Annotated in this window: 14 protein-coding genes; all 14 read right to left on the bottom strand. The window is 28.8% G+C overall.

Features of this window, described 5'->3' with window-relative positions; genetic code table 11:
* Positions 1-31: 31 nt before the first annotated feature.
* Positions 32-1,774 carry a recombinase family protein gene (locus L6651_RS09305; protein ID WP_237037661.1) on the bottom strand — a complete coding sequence of 581 codons (1,743 nt, stop codon included), beginning with the start codon at positions 1,772-1,774 and terminating at the stop codon, positions 32-34.
* Entirely contained in the window at positions 1,767-3,485 is a 1,719-nt protein-coding gene (locus L6651_RS09300) for a recombinase family protein (protein WP_237037660.1), read from the bottom strand. Before L6651_RS09300 ends, L6651_RS09305 begins: the two co-directional genes overlap by 8 nt.
* Positions 3,486-3,583: 98 nt before the next feature.
* Positions 3,584-3,751 (bottom strand): aminoacyl-tRNA hydrolase, encoded by a 168-nt coding sequence (locus L6651_RS09295; protein ID WP_237037659.1) that lies wholly within the window; start codon positions 3,749-3,751, stop codon positions 3,584-3,586.
* A gap of 414 nt (positions 3,752-4,165) precedes the next feature.
* A complete protein-coding gene (locus tag L6651_RS09290) occupies positions 4,166-4,576 on the bottom strand; it encodes a sigma factor-like helix-turn-helix DNA-binding protein (protein WP_237037658.1) in 411 nt (136 codons plus the stop codon).
* Between the two features lie 238 nt (positions 4,577-4,814).
* Positions 4,815-6,179 carry an MATE family efflux transporter gene (locus L6651_RS09285; protein WP_060458958.1) on the bottom strand — a complete coding sequence of 455 codons (1,365 nt, stop codon included), beginning with the start codon at positions 6,177-6,179 and terminating at the stop codon, positions 4,815-4,817.
* A gap of 21 nt (positions 6,180-6,200) precedes the next feature.
* Positions 6,201-7,946, bottom strand: coding sequence for an ABC transporter ATP-binding protein (locus L6651_RS09280; protein ID WP_006701969.1), 1,746 nt, complete (start codon positions 7,944-7,946; stop codon positions 6,201-6,203).
* Positions 7,947-9,659 (bottom strand): ABC transporter ATP-binding protein, encoded by a 1,713-nt coding sequence (locus L6651_RS09275; RefSeq protein ID WP_007891092.1) that lies wholly within the window; start codon positions 9,657-9,659, stop codon positions 7,947-7,949.
* A 15-nt stretch (positions 9,660-9,674) separates the two neighbouring features.
* A complete protein-coding gene (locus L6651_RS09270) occupies positions 9,675-11,159 on the bottom strand; it encodes an energy-coupling factor ABC transporter ATP-binding protein (RefSeq protein ID WP_235821481.1) in 1,485 nt (494 codons plus the stop codon).
* An 11-nt stretch (positions 11,160-11,170) separates the two neighbouring features.
* Positions 11,171-11,845 (bottom strand): energy-coupling factor transporter transmembrane component T family protein, encoded by a 675-nt coding sequence (locus L6651_RS09265; RefSeq protein WP_000687642.1) that lies wholly within the window; start codon positions 11,843-11,845, stop codon positions 11,171-11,173.
* 17 nt (positions 11,846-11,862) lie between these two features.
* Entirely contained in the window at positions 11,863-12,465 is a 603-nt protein-coding gene (locus L6651_RS09260) for an MptD family putative ECF transporter S component (RefSeq protein ID WP_001060382.1), read from the bottom strand.
* Between the two features lie 141 nt (positions 12,466-12,606).
* The gene (locus L6651_RS09255) at positions 12,607-13,593 is read right to left on the bottom strand and encodes a helix-turn-helix domain-containing protein (RefSeq protein WP_019132967.1); all 987 of its coding nucleotides are present in this window, start codon (positions 13,591-13,593) and stop codon (positions 12,607-12,609) included.
* A gap of 14 nt (positions 13,594-13,607) precedes the next feature.
* A complete protein-coding gene (locus tag L6651_RS09250) occupies positions 13,608-14,369 on the bottom strand; it encodes an alpha/beta fold hydrolase (protein WP_237037657.1) in 762 nt (253 codons plus the stop codon).
* Complete coding sequence (locus L6651_RS09245; RefSeq protein WP_216549832.1) at positions 14,353-15,432, bottom strand: NAD-dependent epimerase/dehydratase family protein; 1,080 nt, start codon at positions 15,430-15,432, stop codon at positions 14,353-14,355. The genes L6651_RS09250 and L6651_RS09245 overlap by 17 nt, the downstream gene beginning before the upstream one ends.
* Before the next feature lie 48 nt (positions 15,433-15,480).
* The gene (locus L6651_RS09240; RefSeq protein WP_237037656.1) at positions 15,481-20,991 is read right to left on the bottom strand and encodes a non-ribosomal peptide synthetase; all 5,511 of its coding nucleotides are present in this window, start codon (positions 20,989-20,991) and stop codon (positions 15,481-15,483) included.
* Positions 20,992-20,998: the final 7 nt, after the last annotated feature.

Genomic DNA, 20,998 nt, shown 5'->3' with positions numbered 1-20,998 from the left:
TTCTTCAGAAAGTCTTAAATATATAGCTATCTTATTCATGCTCTACCTCCAACTGCTTTCCCACATCTTTATCAAGTTTAAACTTAAAATATATGGTAACCTGCTTATACTCTGATATTTCTATATGGCTAATTAATGTATCGACCAATTCTTTATCAACTTCTATGCTTTTAGCATCCAAGCAGCAAAATAGTACATCTATAAATTCTATAATTTCTCTTTTTTTCTTTTTTATATTTCTTATTCTTTCATCAAAAACTTTTAACTCATTTTTTAAGGTTTTTATTTGATTATTTATTTTTTTACTTTCTATTTTAAAATCACTTAAAAGAGCCTCTCCTTTAACATAGTTTTCATATTGTTCTTGTAGATTGATCCTAAGAGAAGCAATCTTTTTATTATTTACATCTGTTTTTATAGAAACTTGATTTATCTTTTCAGCACTTATATTTTCTAAATATATTTTTAGTTGTAATCTTTTATCCTTTTTATAAAAGCTTGAAAACAGTCTTTTAAAGGTATCTACTAAAATTTTGTCTAGGTCTGTTTCATATATTCTGACATGAGATTTTTCTAATTTTAATCTGTCTCCACCTTTACAATAATAGCAATAGCAAATCTCATCATGATATTTCAGTCCTCGTGGTCCATATTGTTTTTTCAAATTTCTACCACAAACACTGCATTGTATGAGGTCGTCATACTTTCCTTCTTTTTTATAATCTCTTTGAATTTTTACTCCAACATTTTCTTTTCCGTCTTTTATTATGTCTTTCAGTGAATGGTAAGGTAGATAGTTTTGTTTTTTCTCCTTTATCTCTCTGATATTTTCAAATGTAGTTTTGTCTATTAACCCTTTGTGGGTATTCTCAGTTATAATCCACTCTTCTTTATCACGAAACTTACTTTTCCTACTTGGATCATGTCTATTTGAGTATACTCTTTGAATCAAATTCCCAATATATACTTCATCAGAAAGCATTTTTGATATATAAGAAATATCCCATTGTTTTGTATCTTCTTTATCCTTAAAAATTTTACCTGTTCTCTTGTATTCATCAGGTGTCGTATATGTTTTAGTCAATTCTCTTGCTATTTGCATATTGGATTTACCTTGACTTGCCATATAAAAGATAAGTCTTACTACATCTGCTGCCTTTTCGTCCATCATCAGAACTCTTTTTCCATCAATTTTATCAACCTTATAGCCATACGGAGCCATTGCTCCTATAAAAGACCCTTGTTTCATTTTTATTTCTTTAGAGGCTTTTATTTTCTTTGAAATATCTTTTGCGTATAAATCATTGAAGATATTTTTTATTGCTATTTCATAACTCTGATCTGATTTTATACCGTCTTTGGTATCCAGATTATCATTTACGGAAATAAATCGAACTCCCAAAAATGGAAATACTTTTTCGATATAGTTTGCGATTTCTAAATACTCTCTACCAAACCTTGACATATCTTTTACTATGATACAATTTATCCTACCTGTTCGGATATCTTCCATCATTTCAATAAATGCAGGTCTTTTAAAATTTGTTCCAGAATATTCATAGTCCTTGTATACTCTTAAAATCTTTATATCTTTTTCTTTTGCAGTATTTATACAAAGTTCTTCCTGCATTTCAAGTGAATTACTTTTATCCCTGTAAGCTTCCTTTCTTTCCTGTGATAATCTAGCATAAATACCGGCAATGTATATTTTTTCAATCACTTTTCCAACTTCTGTTTCTGATTGTGATATATGCCTATTTTTTGTTCTAGCCATAGCATACCTCACTTTCAGAACTTACAAGACTTTTATTCATAACAGTGGGTATAGTTTTTGACTTCCTGATTATATCGATACTTTTCTTTTTTATAGTGTTAGCTTTAATGTCAGACTTATCCATTTTTGTCATTTCTTCAAGTAAAGACAATTCTTCAGTATGATTAAACCTAACATCTATCGTCTTATCTTCAGAAATAAAAATTTTATCAATAAGCATCACAACAGACAATCTATCTATTTCAGATAAATTTTTATACTTGTTAATGTCGATGATCCAACTCTTATTTTTGTCAATCTTCTCCTTAGTATCTTCCTGTTTTTTCAATCTATACTTGATACTTTCATCTAATTTAGTCAATTTCTCTGTATAGTTTTTTCTAAAAAGTTGATATTCTTCTTTACTAATAACATCTTCTTTTAGGTCAAGGTATAGGGAAGATAAGAGTTCTTCTGTCATTGCTTTTTCTCGTTTTAGTATGGGAATTTGATTGTCTTTCAAATTTTTATTTATATCTATACGCTGAACTTTAGAATATAGATTTTCATTAAATTCAATGTAGGACTTCATTATTTTAGATACTGCTTTTATCAAGGTTTCTTCTTTTATGCTGTGTCTTGTGCAAGATTTTTCCTTGTTGTACTTTGAACAGATATAGAATATCTCTTCTCTTTCTTTATACTTTACAGTCCTTCTAATCAAAGAACTTCCACATTCTTTACAAAAAAGCATTCCTGTAAAAATATCAATTTTGTTCTTTCCACGAGAGTTATTCAAATCTCTTTTCAAGATCGTATTTGCAATAGTAAAAACTTCTTTACTTATTATTGATTCATGGGTATTTTCTACTCTTATCCATTCTTCTTTCTCTTTTACTATCTGCTTTTTATTTTTATAACTTAGAGTAACACTCTTTCCTTGTAAAGTATTTCCAATATATACTTCATTTTCTATAATTCTATTTACTGTCTTTGCTGACCAAGTTCCACCTTTTGTATTTTGAAATCCATTACACTTAAATCCTTGACTTTCTTTATATTTTCTTGGAGTTAAAACTCCTAAATGATTTAGTTCATCTGCAATTGCCTTTGAGGAATATCCCAAGAGTTTCATATCAAATATATTTTTGATAATATCCGATATCTCTTTATCAATCACTAACTTGTTTTTATTCTCCTCAGACTTTTTATATCCATAAGGTGCAAAAGCACTGATAAAGTCTCCTTTTTCTCTTTTTATCTTTTGAGAGCTTTTTACCTTATTGGAAATATCTCGGCAATAACTATCATTGATGAAGTTTTTTATAGGAAGTATAAGATGTGTATCGTTTATATCTGCACTTTTACTATCGTAATTGTCATTTACTGATATAAATCTTATACCGTTTTCCGGAAATATTCTTTGAATATATTTTCCAGCTTCTATATAATCTCTTCCGAATCTCGATAAGTCCTTTACAATAATTGTATTGAACTTTCTATCATAGGCAGCCTTTATCATTTCTTTAAAATTGGGACGATCAAAATTTGCACCTGAATATCCATCATCTACATACTCTTTGACTATTGGAATTTGATTTCTTCTTGCATAAGAGTTTATAATTTCTCTTTGATTGGATATAGAGTTACTTTCTGTTTTTTCGCCATCTTCTTTTGATAATCTTAAATACATAACTGCCAAATTTTCTTTTGCTGAATTGTTTTTAAACATAAAAAAGCCTCCTTTAATTCAATTTACATACAATAAATCAAACCAAGGTTAGGCTTCCACGAAAATATTATAACGCTCCTTATATTTTTTGTCAGCCCCTAATAGACAGAAAATTTTTCTTTGATGTATTCCTCTACTAAGTTTTCTAAGCTAAATCCATTTTCATTAAATTTAACTTCTATATTCCAACCATCAATTTGATTTATCGTCTGTTTGTCTTTTTTATCTGTTTTCATTTCTGTATTTATATTATGTTCATCACACATAATATCTTCTCCTTACCTTTAATATTTTTAAGTTTTTTGACATTAACAGGCGTGTAGGTCACGACATTGGAATTTCACCACCGCCCCTTTTCAAGATGAGCCGGCAACAACTGTAGAAGTATCATTATCCCCATTTGCTTCAATGCATCAGTTTCCTAGGCTAAATATATAATTTCTTTTTGTCGCTCGTTTTCTTATATCCTTCCTTTAACTAGAGTATTTTTTTAAACCGAAATCCTTATCAGCAGAAAAGTCATGGCGAAGAAATTATAAAGCTCCACAAATGGTTAATGTCCTGTCTTGGTCTATTCAGTTGTCAAGGTTCAAATTTCTATTAATTTCTTTTTTTTATAAAAGAGGACAAAATTCCCCTCACTTTATAAAGGAAAATTTGCCCTCTTTGGTAACCAGAAATTATAATTCTTCTATAAATTTCTTTAGTTTTTCTAAAATCTTATCTCGTCTTTTTATTAAAGCAGGATGTGATATATTTTGAGTCTTTGCTACTGCACGAAGTGTTTCATCATTGAAATATAATCTTTCAATTATTTCCCGTTCCTCCTCATTTAACTTTGACATAGCATTTCTTAGTGCTTCAATCATCATTTGTGTAGCTACAACTTTTTCTACATCAACATTTTTATCTTCTAGATTATTTTCAAAATTCCCATCATGATTTAGAGACGAAAAAAAGAGCAAGTGTTTTTTCTTGTCCACCTGCTCTAAATATTTTTCATGTTCTCTTTCTTGCCAGTAGACTTTGTATATCTGCTCGCTTACTTTGATTTTTTGCCCACCAACATAAAGGTAATATTCTTTTGTCATTTATGTTTCCTCCATTCTTTTTTTGTCTTTATGTTTTCATACAAAAAAAGGAGGACTCCTGCTCTTGGGCATGGTTAGTCCTCTAAAATGAAAGAAACTCTTTCTAATAGTAATTGTATTTGATTTTTTAACTGAGTTATCTAACTTGTAAACAGCGTAAACCAAAGAAAAAAGGTAAATTTACTTTAATTATATTTATTTGCATATTTCCCTCCATTCTTTTAAATAAACCCACTTATTATTCATTACTTGAATTTTTCAAACTAATTTTATCCATCCTATTTAATTCCCCAAACATCATTACTACACCAGCTATTATCATAATTAAATCTACAAGGGGTTCTGCAAACCATACTGCTTTAACTCCAAATATCATTGGCAAAATAATCATAGCAGGTACGAATAAAAATAACTGCCTTAGCATTACTATTATGCCAGCTTTTTTAGCGTTTCCTATTGATTGGAAGAATGTTATAGTCATTACCATTACTCCATATAGGATAAAGATAGAATAAAATAGTCTAAAGTTCCCTATTCCCTGAGTTATAATACTTTCTTCTACTCCAAATAAAGAAAGAATATTCTTTGAAAATGCTAATGCTGGTATCCAAAATATTGATGCAAGAACCAATCCTCCGATAGAAAATACTTTCATAGCTTCTTTTACTCTGTCGTATTTTTTCGCTCCAAAATTTGTACCAACTACAGGTTGTAAACCTTGACTCATTCCCCAAAGTGGAATGAATGAAAAGGCATATATTCTAAGTGTTGCTGCCATCAAGATAGCATTTGTATCTCCGCCATATTTAAATGACATTTTATATAGCATTGTTTGTTGAATCATAAATAAAATTTGCATCATCATAGCAGATGACCCTACGCCAAACATTTCTTTTTTTATTTCTTGATCAGGTTTAATTTTATTTATTTTTACTGCTTTACTTTTATATTTGAAGTAATGGAGTGTTATTATCGCTTGAACAAATTGTGCTGTAATAGTTGCAAGTGCAGCCCCTTCAATTGCATATTTTCCCATTAATTTCATTAGAATGGGATCAAGAATTATGTTTAAAAAAGCCCCTAACCCCATAATGAGCATTGCTTTTTTCATTAATCCTTCTCCACGCATAACCATGTTTGCTGATTGAGTAAAGTTTACAAATAAAGAACCAATGAAAATTACTCGTAAATATCTGATACCATATTCTTTAATTTCTCCACTTGCTCCAACCATATCTAAAAAATGTGGTGCAAGTAAAATTCCGCCTATTGTAATAATTGATGAGAATAGAATAACCCAAAAGATTAAATTCCCCATAATTTTATCAACTGTTTTTTGGTCACCCTTTCCTATAGCTCTTGATAAAACTGATGCTGAACCTACACCTATGAGTGTAGATACTCCACTATTGAAAAAGGTAAGTGGCATAGCTACACCACAAGCTGTCATTGCTGTTTGTCCTATAATATTTCCTGCAAAAATTCCATCCATTAGTGGATAAAGACCTATTACTATCATTCCTATTACAGCAGGGATAGATAATTGAAAAAGTAAATCTATAGGTCTTTTTGTTAATAATTGTTCTTTCATATCTTGTTTCATAAAATCATCCTCTATTAAATTTTATTCAATTTTCCAACCAGTAGCTTTTTCTCTTTTCTCAATAAAGCTCTTGTATATGTGTGATTTTTCCATAAGCTCTTTATGTTTACCAATACTTTCAATATTTCCTTTATCCATAACAACAATTTGATCAGCATTTTTAATAGTTTCAAGTTTATGTGCAATCACAATTACAGTTTTATCTTTTAACAAATTGTTTAAAGCAGTTATAAGTTGTTGTTCATTTTCTGGATCTACACTTGAAGTAGCTTCGTCAAGAATAACAATTCTGCTTGGTTTTAGCATTGCTCTTGCTATAGATATTCTCTGACGCTCTCCTCCAGATAAATTTGAACCACCCTCTTGTAAAACTGTGTCATAACCATCTGACAACTTCATAATAAATTCATGACACTGTGCTTGCTTAGCAACATTAATAACTTCCTCATCACTAGCTTCTGGATTTCCGAACTTAATGTTGTTTTTTATAGTGTCATCAAATAAATAGACGTCTTGAAAAACAAAAGTGAAATTAGATAACAGATTGTCATACCTAAAATCTTTTATGTTATTATCATCAATCAATATTTCTCCAGAATCTACATCCCAAAATCTAGCTATCAAATTACAAAGTGTTGTTTTTCCACTTCCAGAACCACCTACAATTGCTGTAGTCTTACCTTTTGGAATATCTAAATTTAAACGGTTAAATAAGTTCTGTTCGTCATATGAGAAGTCAACGTCCTTTAGATTTATATCTCCTTTTTCAAAGCTTGTTCTTGTGCCTTCTGAAATTGTTGGTAAATTCCTAAGTTTAGCAATTGAATCCAAGTTTTGTATAGCTATTCCTCTAACGTTTTGCATACTTCCAGCCATTTCAAAACCAGAAAAAACAATAAAACTAGACACTACAAGCATTACAGCTTTATAGTGATCAATTTCTCCTATACAAAATCTATAAATAGCTGAAAATATAATAAGACAAATCCCTAATTTAAATATAATTAGAAATATCAAAGCAGCAGGTGCTACAGTTTTTTCAACATTTATAAAGCCTCTTCTATTTTTATAAATCTCTCTGTCCAATTCTTTAGTCATTTCACCACTTTTTCCAAACGACTTAATAACGCTAATACCTTTAACATACTCTAAAGTAGATGCGTTTAGATTTATTTTTAACGCTTGTAATTTTTTAGTCAACTCATCTGATTTCTTTTGAAAGATAACATTGCATAACATTCCTAAGAATAAAGTTCCTAAAATTATAGAACCTGTAACTATATCAAACGGAATCATAAATATCGCCATTATTATAGTTTGAATTACTCCCACAAATAAAGTTTCTATTATATTAACTCCTACGGTTTCAAGTTCACCTATAACTGTGGTTAATCCGCCTGAAATGTTTCCAAGGCGATTACTGCTAAAATATCCCATATTCACTTTTTTTAGCTGATCACCTATATATAGCCTATTTTCTGCTCCCATATTGTAAGTTGCGATGTATTTATTTCTATCAGCCATATAACTAGATAATATTTTCCCTACTACACTTAATAGAGCTATTGCAAATACGACATAGATGTCTTCTTGTGTAATATTTCTTCCTTCAAATATATTTTGAAATATTTTAAGTAAAAGCAACATTGTAGCTCCAAGGGATATTCCTTCAAATATACTTTTTAATACTTCAAAGAAAAACATCTTGCTAATTTTGGAAGATTCTTTTCCAGCGACCCAATATAACTTGTGAATTAATTCTTTCATTTACTCACCCCTATCGTTTGATAAACTTATGTGTGATTTCCACATTTTTGCATATGTTTCACTTTTTCCAAGAAGTTCTTTATGAGTTCCTTCTGCTTCAATTTCCCCATTGTTTAATACTATGATCTTATCGGCTCCTATTATTGTAGAAAGCCTATGAGCAATCATAATAACCGTTTTATTTTCAACTAATGCATCTATAGATTTTTGAATTTCAGCTTCATTATCTGGATCAGAATATGCTGTAGCTTCGTCTAATAAAACTATTGGGCTATCTTTAAGCAAAGCTCTTGCTATTGTAAGTCTTTGTCTCTCTCCTCCAGACAAGTTGCTCCCAGATTCTCCAATTATGGTTTCATATCCATTAGGAAGACTCATAATAAAGTCATGACAAGAAGCTTTTTTACAAGCGTCTTTTATCTCTTCAATACTAGCATTTTGATTTGCCATTCTCATATTATCTATAATACTTTTTCTAAATAGATAATTTTCTTGTGATACATAGGTTACAAGTTCCATGTTCTTTTCAAGAGAAACATCTTTAAGATTTACATTTCCTACGGATATTTTTCCTTTATTAATATTCCAATATCCCGCAATTAGCTTAGCAATAGTGGATTTTCCACCGCCAGAATAACCAACAATAGCTGTAAGTTTATTTTCTTTTGCACTAAATGATAAGTTATCAAAAACTTTTTTCTTATCATTATAGGCAAAACATACATTTTCAAAATTAATATCGTATGATCTTATTTTTTCCTCTCCATTACCTCGTTCTAACTCTGGTAACTCCATAACATTTTTTATTTCATCTATTACAACTCTTACATTCGCCATAGTATCCATATGACTCATAGCTTTAATCAAAGGTTTGTAGCAGGCATAAGATAATAAAACACACATTATTAGATTGCCTACTTCAATACTTCCATTCATATACAAGTATAAAGAAGTTGGTAAAACAAATAATAAAGTTGATGGTAAAACTTCCATTGCTGCTGTCATATAGAAACAAACACTTAAATACCAATTTAGCATACTGTCTCTATTACTATTTACAGCATCTACAAATTTTCCATATGATGATGCAGATTTATTGAATGCCTTTATAACTTGAATACCTCTAATATATTCAACAGCTGTTGTATTCATGTTTTTTGCGGCTTCTTGATAATTTCGTGATTTTTCTTCATATCCACCCATCATTAGAATTGAAAATAACACCCCTAGTGGTAATGTAATAAGATTTGCAATTCCAATCCTCCAATCCATTATAAAAATAATAACTACTAAAGCGATTGGAATGATAAGATTAGCTATTACTTCAGGAATAACATGAGCTATCGGTTGCTCAATTTTATTCAAAGTTTCTACCATAAACTGAGTCCATTCTCCACTAGATCGTTTTTCAATCTCTCCCATTGATAATCTATTAATTTTTCTTACAAGTTTCTTCCTCTCATCCTCTATTATGCGAAATGCTAAATTGTGAGAAATTAAAGTTGAAATCTCATGAAAAATAACACTTCCTATTAACCCACCTAAAATAAGCAAAATTGGTCTTATATAGAATTCTAAATCTGTATTACTAATTGCTATATTTTGAGTAATCTTAGCTAAAGCAAAATATGGTACAACACTACAAAAAACACCAATTACTGCAATAATAACTGATGATAAAATTTGTCCTATATGCTTTTTTAAAACTTCCATTACGCACCTCCTAAATTATTTAGCCTCCATAGCTCTTAACAGCTGTCCTATATTATCAATATAAAAATCTTCTGTTATTATCCCATTCTCTAGTTTTACAAGTCTATCACACGTCTTTGCTATAAATTCAATATCATGAGAAATTATCAAAAATTTTGTTCCTTTTTTTTGTTCCTCTTTGATTAATCTCCCCACCTTATCCATACTCCTGAAATCAAGCCCTGATGTCGGCTCATCCAATATAATAAAAGGTGTTTCTCTCAACATAGCTACGCATAGAACCAATCTCTGTTTTTGACCACCTGATAAAGTTGCTGGATGCTTATCTCTTATATCAAATAATCCAACTTTTTTTAAAAGTTCCTCTGCTTTCGTGATATAATCTTCTCTATTTTTTAACCCAGTTAATAATTCATCCATCAAATCTTCCCCAAATAATTGAGAGTCTAAATCTTGAGGAATATACCACACTTTGCTTAACCTCATCTTTTTATTAGCTTTGAGTCCATTTATCTTTATTTCTCCATCAGTCTGATTTTGAATCCCAGAATAAATTTTACCGAGTGTACTTTTACCTGTTCCATTTATTCCTACTAAAGCAATAGTCTCATTGCTATCAAATTTAAGTGACACATCTTTTAGTACGAAATTATTTTTATATTTTTTACTAATATTTTTCACCTCAAAATCAAAAGAATTGTCACTACTAATTTCTTTTTCTTTAACTTTGTGGTCATCTACAACAATATCATCAAGATTTATTGAGCGTAAGCCCAATGCATTTAAGTCTTTTGAACTAATTTTTTCAAATTCTTCTGCTTTATAACTATTTGTTAAAGATCCATTTTGTATCAATAAATACCTATCAGCTATTCCTTTTAAATAAAATAACCTATGCTCAACAATTACTATAGTTTTCCCTTCGTTTTTTAAGTCCATTATAAGTTTTGAAAATTTATATATTGATTTCAAATCAAGATTTGCAGATGGTTCATCAAATACATATATAGATGGTTCGATAGCTCTCGCTGAACAAATTGCTACTTTTTGCCTAATTCCATAGGATAAATTGTATATCCTATTATTTAACAATTTATCAATATTCATTTTCTCACTTGATTCATTTACTCTTCTTATTATTTCATCACGCTTATATCCCAAATTTTCCGGTCCAAATGCAATTTCTCCATTAACTTCATTGGCAAAAAATTGGCTTCTAGGATCTTGAAATACATTACCGACTAACTTTGCTATCTCCCATGATTTTAAATTTTTGATAGATTTGCTATCAATAAATACTTCTCCATCTAAATTTCCTTCGTAAAAATTTGGAATTAATCCATTTATAGCTCTTGTCAAAGTAGACTTGCCACATCCCGACTCCCCTATAATTACACAACATTCACCATCTTTAATGTCTAAATTTATATCTTTCAACTGTTCATCTTTATTGCTATTATACGAAAAAGATAATTTCCTAATTTCAACTTTATTATTCAATGATGCACCTCTCATATAAGACATAATATAAATAAAACAAAGCTTGCAGTTATTATAATTATGTCTAATTTACACAACTTGTTACTATAATATGAATCCCTTTTTATTGGGTTTTCAATTCCTCTAACAATCGCTGCTGCTGATAATTCATCTCCTACTTTTATAGAACGAAAAATTAAAGGAACTATAGCATATTCAAGAGTCCTCAAAGGATTTGATAAAATATGAAAAAAGTTACCTGTAAATCCCCTTACTTTCATAGCTTCTTTTATTGTTCTAAATTCCCCAGCAATTGTTGGTACAAATCGAATAATTACCGTTAATATAAGTACAAAATTTCGTGGCAACATTAATTTGTGAAATATTGAAATTAATTTTCCTGATGGTATCTTAAAAGTTAAAAATCCTGCCATGATTGGAACTATGAATTTATACAACATTCCCAAAAGCATTGGTGAAATTATAACTACACCACTAGGTATCATTTTTAATAACCAAAATGTAGTAAAACTATATATCATAAAATAAATTATGCTCTGTTTGATAAAACCAAAATATGCTAAAAGCATACAAAGCCATCCTACAAACAGAGCATGCATATAGTAACTTTTTGTAAATATTGACACCATACAGGAAATAATAGTTAAAAAAAGACAAGTTATTCCACTTATTTTTTCTATTTTCATTTCCCATATATCTCCATTTACTCTAAAATACCCGCCTTTTTAAAGTGCTTTTTAAGAATTTTTTGTGCAAACAAAACACCTAAAGCAGATAATATAACGGTTATTGTTACACCTAATAATAGTAGTTTTGGTGAAGATACCAAATTATATTGCAATGTTAATGTCTTATCTGCAAACCCACTCTCTAAAGCTTGCTTTTGATAAGATTCCCAAGCTATCCAACATGGAACTCCTATTCCCATGAACATACCAGCACCATAAACACTCCAGCCAATCATATTTCTTATTGGATTTATATAAGTATCTTTGCCTATCATTACTATTTCACACAAAATAGCAAGTCCAATAAAATATGGAAGCATAAACACATAACCCATAGCTGCTGTGATAAGACCATAAATTAATATCCATATAAATAATAGCCCGTGTTTATTAAGTCTGTTAGCTGCTACTAAGTAGAAAATAGCTCCTATAAACATTTCAATTCCAGCAGTACCATAAATATATACAACTGGAACAGCAACCATACTCATTCCAATAACAATAGAAATTGCATAAAATAAAGCAATCATAATAGCTACTGTTACTACATCTTTTGTAGTCATTTTTTTATTGTTCATAAAACACCTCCGTTAATTAATAAAATGTACATAGAATGTGTATAGAGAATATTTACAAAAAAATATCCATCTCAACTTTATTATAAAGTAAGATGGATATTTTCTTTATAACCTGACAGCTCTTTATTTGCTCTAAAAAGGTCAGATGGATTTTTTTCTATATTCTTGAGGAGTTTGCCCAAAATGTTTTTTGAATGACTCAGAAAATTTACTAGGATTCAAATATCCTGACAAATCAGAAATCTCTCCTATCGACATTAAGGGTTTATGAATTAATAATTTAGCAGCGGCTTCTAAACAATTTTCCCTAATAAAATTACCTATTGAGCTTCCAGTTATGTATATAAAACATCTCTTCAAACTGGATTCTGAAATAGCATATTTTTTTGATAAATCAGAAATAGAATATCTTTCAAAAGGATTATTTAAAATCGTCTTATATGATTCTACAGTTGCTTTATATACTGGTTCTGAAAAAGACGTTAACTTAAATGTATCTGAACTTTCAACTAAATTTAAAAATAATAACAACTCTATTGTTTTTATAATTGAATAAGAAAGTCTTATTCTAGAATCTACTCTATAAAGTTCACTAATAACATGGTCTATCTCATGACGTGAATGAATAATTAAAGCTGCACCATTTTTACATAAACGGTCTTTTATTTCTAACAAATCAATTTTTGCGTACGGAAAGTATTTATCAATAGATTTTTGTGCCTTTTCAATATCAATAAATATTGAAAGTCCCACATATTTTTTTGTTGGTATGCATGAATCTTCAAAAGGAACTTTACCTATTTCGATTACACTTAGATCGCCTTTACCTATCAGAGCGCGTTCATTATTTTCAAGTTTAAACTCATAACATCCCTCTAAACAATGATCTATTTCTAAAACCCCGCTTTTAGGATTTATTTTTTGATATGCTGTCTCCATATTTAGGATATTATAAGATAATTGAATACCTTCAAATAAATTGTAGCAGCGCATTTCGCCACAGCCAGTAGAATTTTCAATTGTATAAATTTTACATTCATCAGTAACCTTTTTTTCAGAAAACATATATCCTTCAAGGACATTTTCTATTATATCAATTTTATTTAATCTCAGAATTATCCCCTCCAATATATTAATGTATCCTATAAGACTTTTTCAATTTCATTTATAATTAGCTCTGGATTTAATCCTAATACTTCAGCATGTCCTACATTATCAAAACTAACAACTCTTACATCACTTATGGATTTACTCCTGATTAAATCGACATATTTGCTTGCATAAGTTTCTTTTTTGCCAAACATTATACAAACAGGCATTGTAAGCTTTTCAACTTTATTTTTAATATCATATTTATATGCCATCTTAAAAGCTTGGTATAATGTATCTCTTGTAATAAAAGGATACATCATATGTTTCAAAGTTATAACATCATTGTCTCCATAACCCATTCCTTTTTTCACATCTTCTATTAAATGAATTCCGTTTTTTAAATTATCAAATTGTTCTGCCATAACTTTTGAAAATGGTTCAATCATTTCTCCCATGCTCTCATACTGACCACCATCGATAATTAAGTTATTAACATTTATTTTCTTATTCAAAGAAATTTGTAATGCAATACTTGCTCCTAATGAAATCCCATATGCACATTCTATATTTACTATATCTTCAAGCATCAATGATTTTTCTAAATCTTCAGCAACATCCTCTACTGAACTTAACCTTCCAAGTGTATTGTTTCCATGTCCAGGTAATTCTGGGGATATAATGCAATATGTTTTACTGAGTTTAGCAATAATACTCTTAAAACAATTTGCATAACTAAATCCCACACCATGAATAAGCAAAATCTTTTTGTTTGTTTTGTCTCCAACAATATTTAAATTATAATTCACTTTCATAATAATTTTCCCCTTCAAATTTTTCATTTATACTGTAATTGATATTTAAACTGTCAATGTCTTGTATAATTCTATCAATTTTTATGATATCCATAGCATAATATATACCGTTTTTAAATGTATTCTCTAAAATTGACATTGCTGTATAACCCAACACAATAGCACTCATTTCACTACTTGATGAGCTATCAATACTTATTTCAACTGATGAAGTTCTCCCATTTATTCTCCCCCTTCCACAAATATTTAAATAGCTGTATGTTTTACCTATTCCGACCTCTTTCTTAAAGTAATTTAAAATTTCATCTATGTCTTTCTTGTTATCAATATAAATATTTTGTTGCATTTTTTGTACAATCATTTGCATTTTACTTAAAATTTCACTTGAAAATGAACAATTGTACCAATTAGCTTGTTTTAAATTATATTTTTTAGCTACTCTTAATATCTCATTGGTTAAATAGTTATACATTTTATATTTTTTGTTTTTATATTCTTCTGTCTTATAACAATTATTATTAATTACTTCCCCATCAATATAACTACTTAAAGATTTTCCGAAACCAGATAAATTAGTTAATATGAAATCCTCAATCGCTGAATAACTCGGTACTTCATTGCTTATATTAAATCCCTCAATCATTAAGGGAACTTCGAAATGCTCTGCAACATATTTTAACATTAATCCCGTTAAGCCAGGAAAATACCCAGCAGACAAAATAAATAGATTTTTATTTTTAATATCTTCCAGTCTATCTTCTAAAAAAGATTCTCCTGATGGATCTATATAAGGAACGCCAAAATCACTAGCAATTCTTGCTATATTTTCTCCATTAATAAATGAAGCTCCCGCACAATTTAAAATAATATCGCATTTTTTTATGAATTCCCTTAAAGCATCTATATCACTAACTTCTAATTTCATATATCTACAATTTTTATCATCTGGGACGTAATTTTGATTATAGGTGGCAAGAATTGAATAATTTTTTTGCTTCAATATATCAATGCATCTTTTACCAATTTGTCCACTTCCACCCAAAATACCTATAATTTTTTCCAATTTAACCTCCTAACTTAAAGCTTATTTTTATATTATTATTTAAATAGACTATTTATATGCATTAAAGTCTAATATTCTGCTTAAGTTTTTCTTTAAGTTTTCTCCATTCAAGCAATCAAAATGTTGCCCTACTATTTCGTCGTAAAATATTTCTCCATTCAAATATTCTTCCCAAGTTTCTCTATCCTCAGCAAAGAATTCTCCATAAAAACTCTTTTCCTGTTCCTTACAATAAAAAACTCTGACATTTCCATAATACTGTTTAGGTATATATGTTGATATACAACCGAAATTTTGGGAGAATATGTTAAAAAGCGTATTAAGCATACGTATTTCTGAATCTTGAAGATTCAAAGACTCCCTTTTTATTGTTGAATATAAATTATTAAGCCTTTCAGATAAAGGTGTGTCTTTTAACTTTTTAAACTGTTGTCCAATATATTTATATTCATTTGACAATTGAATAAAGGAGTTAACATTCAAATCTCCATCACCATTAATTACCATATCATAAATGCAATCATTTAATTCATGATCCTTTATCTCATGCCCAGCGTTAGAAATATCTGCATTTATTAGTCTTGCAAAAGTTCGTTCTAACAGAATTTCATTTTTTAAATTAGAGTGCAAAGCTTTTTTATATTTTGTTGGTGAAATATCTCTAAATAGTGTTCTTTCCTGAGCTTTAGGTATAGTCGTACTTATCAAAGTAACATCAATAACCTTTTTATTATTAGCATTTAAAAATTCAGCAGTTTCTAATGCAATTAAACCTCCAACACAATGTCCTATTAATATATATTTTGAGTAATTCAAATCTCTTAAGATTTTACCGTATTTTAATCCTAATAATTTAAAAGTATCTTCTGTTTTCATAGAAATATATTCGGCTTCATCACCGAAAGTAAATCCTAACACAGCTTCATTTGCTTTACTATCTTCCTTTATATAATTAATTATTTCAGTATACGCAGAAAGAGTTCCTGTTCCAGCATGAAAAATAACTTTAGCTACCGATTTATTATTATCTATAGTGGATTTCTTGATAGTTAGCAGTGATGAATCATGATATTCCTCCCCTTTTTCAAACTTGTCTTGTATCCTTTTAGATATTTCTCTAACCGTTTGAAATTGCATCATTTCAGATAACAAGGCACTCCATTCCCAATCCTTAGCCTCTGGAACTTCCTCTAATATCTTTGTGACTATTTGTGCAATCAGTAAAGAATCTCCACCAACAGAATAAAAGTTATCATCTAGCCTTAAGTTTGTTATTCCAAGTTCTCTTGTCCAAATTTTTTCTATTTTTTCTTCAATTGCAGTTTTTGTCTCCTCTATAACATGTTTTTCATTTTTCACGGTATTTTCGAATAATTTTTTTAATGATTTAATATCAATTTTTCCATTAATTGTTGTAGGAATTTTAGATATTATTTTAACATCATTAGGTATCATATAAGAAACCAATTTATTTTTAAGTTCATTGATAACTGCATTCTCTGTTATTGGTTTATATGAATCTTTAAATCTTACTACATATATAGTTTGTCCAAAATCATCTAGTGGACTATCTTCTTTAGGAAATTCATATATTATTTGACCATTATGGTTTTCAAAATTATCCTTCCATTGATCTCTATTAAAAAAAGTTTGTTCATTTAAACTTCTAATATCCGAAAATCCTGTCAATCCATCTTTAAATTCCATAGATGTTAGTAACATATAACTCATTCTAGTTTCATCTAATATGATTAATGAACCGTTTGGTGCTAACAAATTTTTAATATTATTCATAACAAAGTCTATATTTTTTGAGTTATGCAATACATTAGCGCACAATATTATGTCAAATGAAGATATGTCATAATTTTGTTCGTAAAAAACTTGATTTATATCAAAAATACCATAATTAACCCAATTATATTCTTTAAAATTACTTTTAGCTTTATTTAAAAAGAACGTAGATATGTCTGTAAAATAATATTCAACTTGTTCTCCATCTAGTATAGGTATTACTTCTAAGCTTGTCCCTCCAACTCCCGCACCGATTTCAAGTATCTTGATTTTTTTATCTTTATTTCTTTTTACAATAAATTCTATTTCTTTAGCTATAAAATAATTACATATTTTATTTATTTTATTTGTATTATATGAGGCTAGTGCAGGCTTTATATCACCTTTTGGAAATAATAAATTTAATGGATCTTCATCCCCTTTTATAAGCGCTACCAAATTTTGGCTAGATTTCTTTAAATAGTCAACAAAATCTTTACCATAATTAAATTCTTCTTCAATTTTATAGAACTCTTCCCATTGTTTGTCTGAATTTAGACAATTAACTTCTCCTGCTAAATAATAAAGTTCATTTTCTCTATTAATAATTTTTTCATTTTCTAATACTTGAAGCCATCTTTTTGTTAATTTTTGTAGTTTTTCAGGTATTCCCATCCCATATATAATTTCTTCAAAAGTGTACTTTTCTGCATTATTAATAAAGAAACCACATTTTTGAAATGTATTCAAAATATCACTTATAACTACTTTTTCAGATGCTTTAATCCATTTTTCAATAAGTTCATCTTTAATATTTTCATTTATACTATTTTCTAACTCTTTTAATTTATTTACCTCTTCATTTCTATCCAATAAATCATCATTGATTATTATCTTTTTTGGTAAAATGGCTGCGCAAATTTTCTTTTCTAAACTATCTACATCAATTGTAAACACTTCAGCTGAATCAATATCTTTGTTTTCCAATAAAGCAGATTTAATTTCGGATAACTCAATTCTATGACCATGTATTTTTATTTGTGAATCTCCATCCTCTCTACCACAAAAAATAATGTCACCATTAGGCAAATAATAACCAATGTCTCCTGTTCTATAAATTCGCTCTCCATCATTGCCTAAAGTCTTGAATTTTTCAGCATTAAGTTTCTCATCATTTAAGTAACCTACAGAAAGCCCTGTTCCTGATATATACAAACTTCCTACAACATAATCTGGACAATCTTCCATTGCTTCGTTTAATATATAAAACTTTTGATTAGCTAAAGGTGTGCCATATGGAACACTATTTAGGAATGTTTCTTGTTTGCTAACCACATGATAGATAGACCATATCGAAGCTTCAGTAGCACCTCCCATACTTATTACTTGTGCATTAGGAAACTCACTATATATTTTTTCAGGAAGATCGATCGGAATCCAATCACCTGATAGTATTATAGTTCTTAAAAACTCACTTCTCCTTAAATTCTTAGACATAGCTAAGAAGTTAGTTATAAGTTGCATTTGAGCTGGTACTGAATTCCAAACGCTAACTCTATATAACAACATTTGATTGTATATAATATTTGGATCTTTTAATGTTTTTGAGTCTGGTAATACTAAAGTCCCACCCGCAAGAAATGAACCAAAAATATCATATACTGATAGATCAAAAGAAAGATTTGCTAGACCTAAAAATACATCATTTTCGTTAATTTTATATTTTTTATTAACATCAATTATAGTGTTAATAGCCGCTCTATGTGTAATCACAACTCCTTTTGGGTCTCCAGTTGTCCCTGATGTAAAAATTATATAAGCTTCATCATCATATGATTTTCTCTTGTTTTTCCAATATTCATATTCTACGTTTTGATAAATTATGCATTTTCTCAAATCTATAATCTTTGTATTAAATTCATTTAAATTTGTGCTATTAAACGATAAAATTATTTTAGCATCAGAATTTTCAATTATTCTTTCTTTTCTTTTTATTGGTTGCGAAGTGTTAATAGGAATATACACAGCGCCAATAGCCAAAGTTGCTATTACAGATGCAACTTGCCAAACGCTTTTAGGGATATCAATAATGACTCTATCTCCCTTAGTTATTCCATTTTTTTCTAAATTTTTAAAAATTGAGTATACATATTTATTAAACTCTTCGTATGTGTATTCTTTGTTGTCGCAAATCAATGCCGTTTTATTTTTATGCTCTTTCAATGAGTCAAAATAACAATCTTCTAATCTTTTTATATTAAAGCTTTCAAATGTATCATTTACTGTTTTTCTTGTATCTAAACTGCTTTTACTTAATTTAGTAACAATCTTGTTATCTAAAATATTTTTATCTGATTTAAAATTTTCAATTATGTTAGTAAAGCATTCAAACATATCATCAATAATTTTCTTTTTAAATACACCATCCCTAATATCCCAATTAATTTTAACTCCATTATTTTCTTCCATAATTTGACAATCTAAATATACCTGTGGAGTTTGACTTATTCTGTAAATAATCTTTCTATTCGAAAGTATTGTGTTGCTATTTGATAACCCTATTGTGCTAGTAAAAACTACTGGTATAATAATGTTTTGTTTTCTTTTTTTACTCAATTTTCTCAAAACTTCAACACCTGAAACTTCTTTGTGTTCTAAATCAGTCCATAAATCATCTTGTAAAATCTTTGTTCTTTCTAAAAATGTCTTACTATAATCCATATTTATAGAAGTTATATTAACATCCGTAAAATCGCCTACTACAGAATCAATATCATCTACTATTTGGGGTCTGTTAAAGAAAGTAGTATTTATACTAAATTTTTTATTTGTCGACCAATATGCTATCGTTTCAGTTAGCACTGACATTATTAAAACTGATGGGGTAATATTATTTATCTTAGAAATTGCACATATTTTATCCCATTCAAAATTATTTAGTTGTATTGATTTTTGGCTAAAAGTTTTTACACCATTATTCTGTGAAAGTATGGGTAAATTAGGAGCTTCATAAATAACATCTAATTTTTTAGACCAGTATTCTTCATCTTGATTTTTATTTTTAGAACTAGTTATTGCTTTTTCTTGATACTTAAATACATCTCTATACTTGCTTGGAAAATTGACATAGCTGTTAGGATTTTTATAAAAATATTCTAAATCACTTAATATAATATTTATGCTATTATAATCTGCTATTAACATATCCAATGAAAAATGTATAACTGATACATTAGGTTTTAGAGTAATAGCAATTTCACACATCGGCCATTGCCCCAGTTTATATTGTTTAAATTCTAAGTCTTTTCTAAACTTACTAACCTCTCCATCACCAATTTTTATACTTTCAACTAAAATATTTGGGACATGTTCCTGAACAATTTGAGTTCCATCTTCAAAAACTACAGCCCTAAGCATATCATGTTTTTTTATTACCAAATTCCATGCTTTGTTTATTTTATCAACATCTAAGATGCTATCATATTCTATTTCTATATATGCGTGGCAACCAATTCCACCCAACTCAAAGTACTCATTTCTACCCATTACATAAGATGATTGTATATTTGTCAATGCAAATCTTTCGTATCTATTTTTTGTATCTTCATAATATAAAACTTCCTTATTGTCTAAATAGTCCAAAATTTCTTTCTTATTATTTTTAAGCCAAGATAAAATTTTGTTATTCATACTATCTTTAGGAGCACTAAACTTAAGTTTTTCACCATCTTTCCACACAGTTATCCCTTTTATTTTTAAATTTTTCAGTTTTTCTTCAATATTCATGTTATCC

Source organism: Mediannikoviicoccus vaginalis (assembly GCF_928097925.1).
GTDB lineage: Bacteria > Bacillota > Clostridia > Tissierellales > Peptoniphilaceae > Mediannikoviicoccus > Mediannikoviicoccus vaginalis.
The sequence above is the reverse complement of the archived record's forward strand: the minus strand, read 5'-3'. Positions and strand labels throughout refer to the sequence as shown.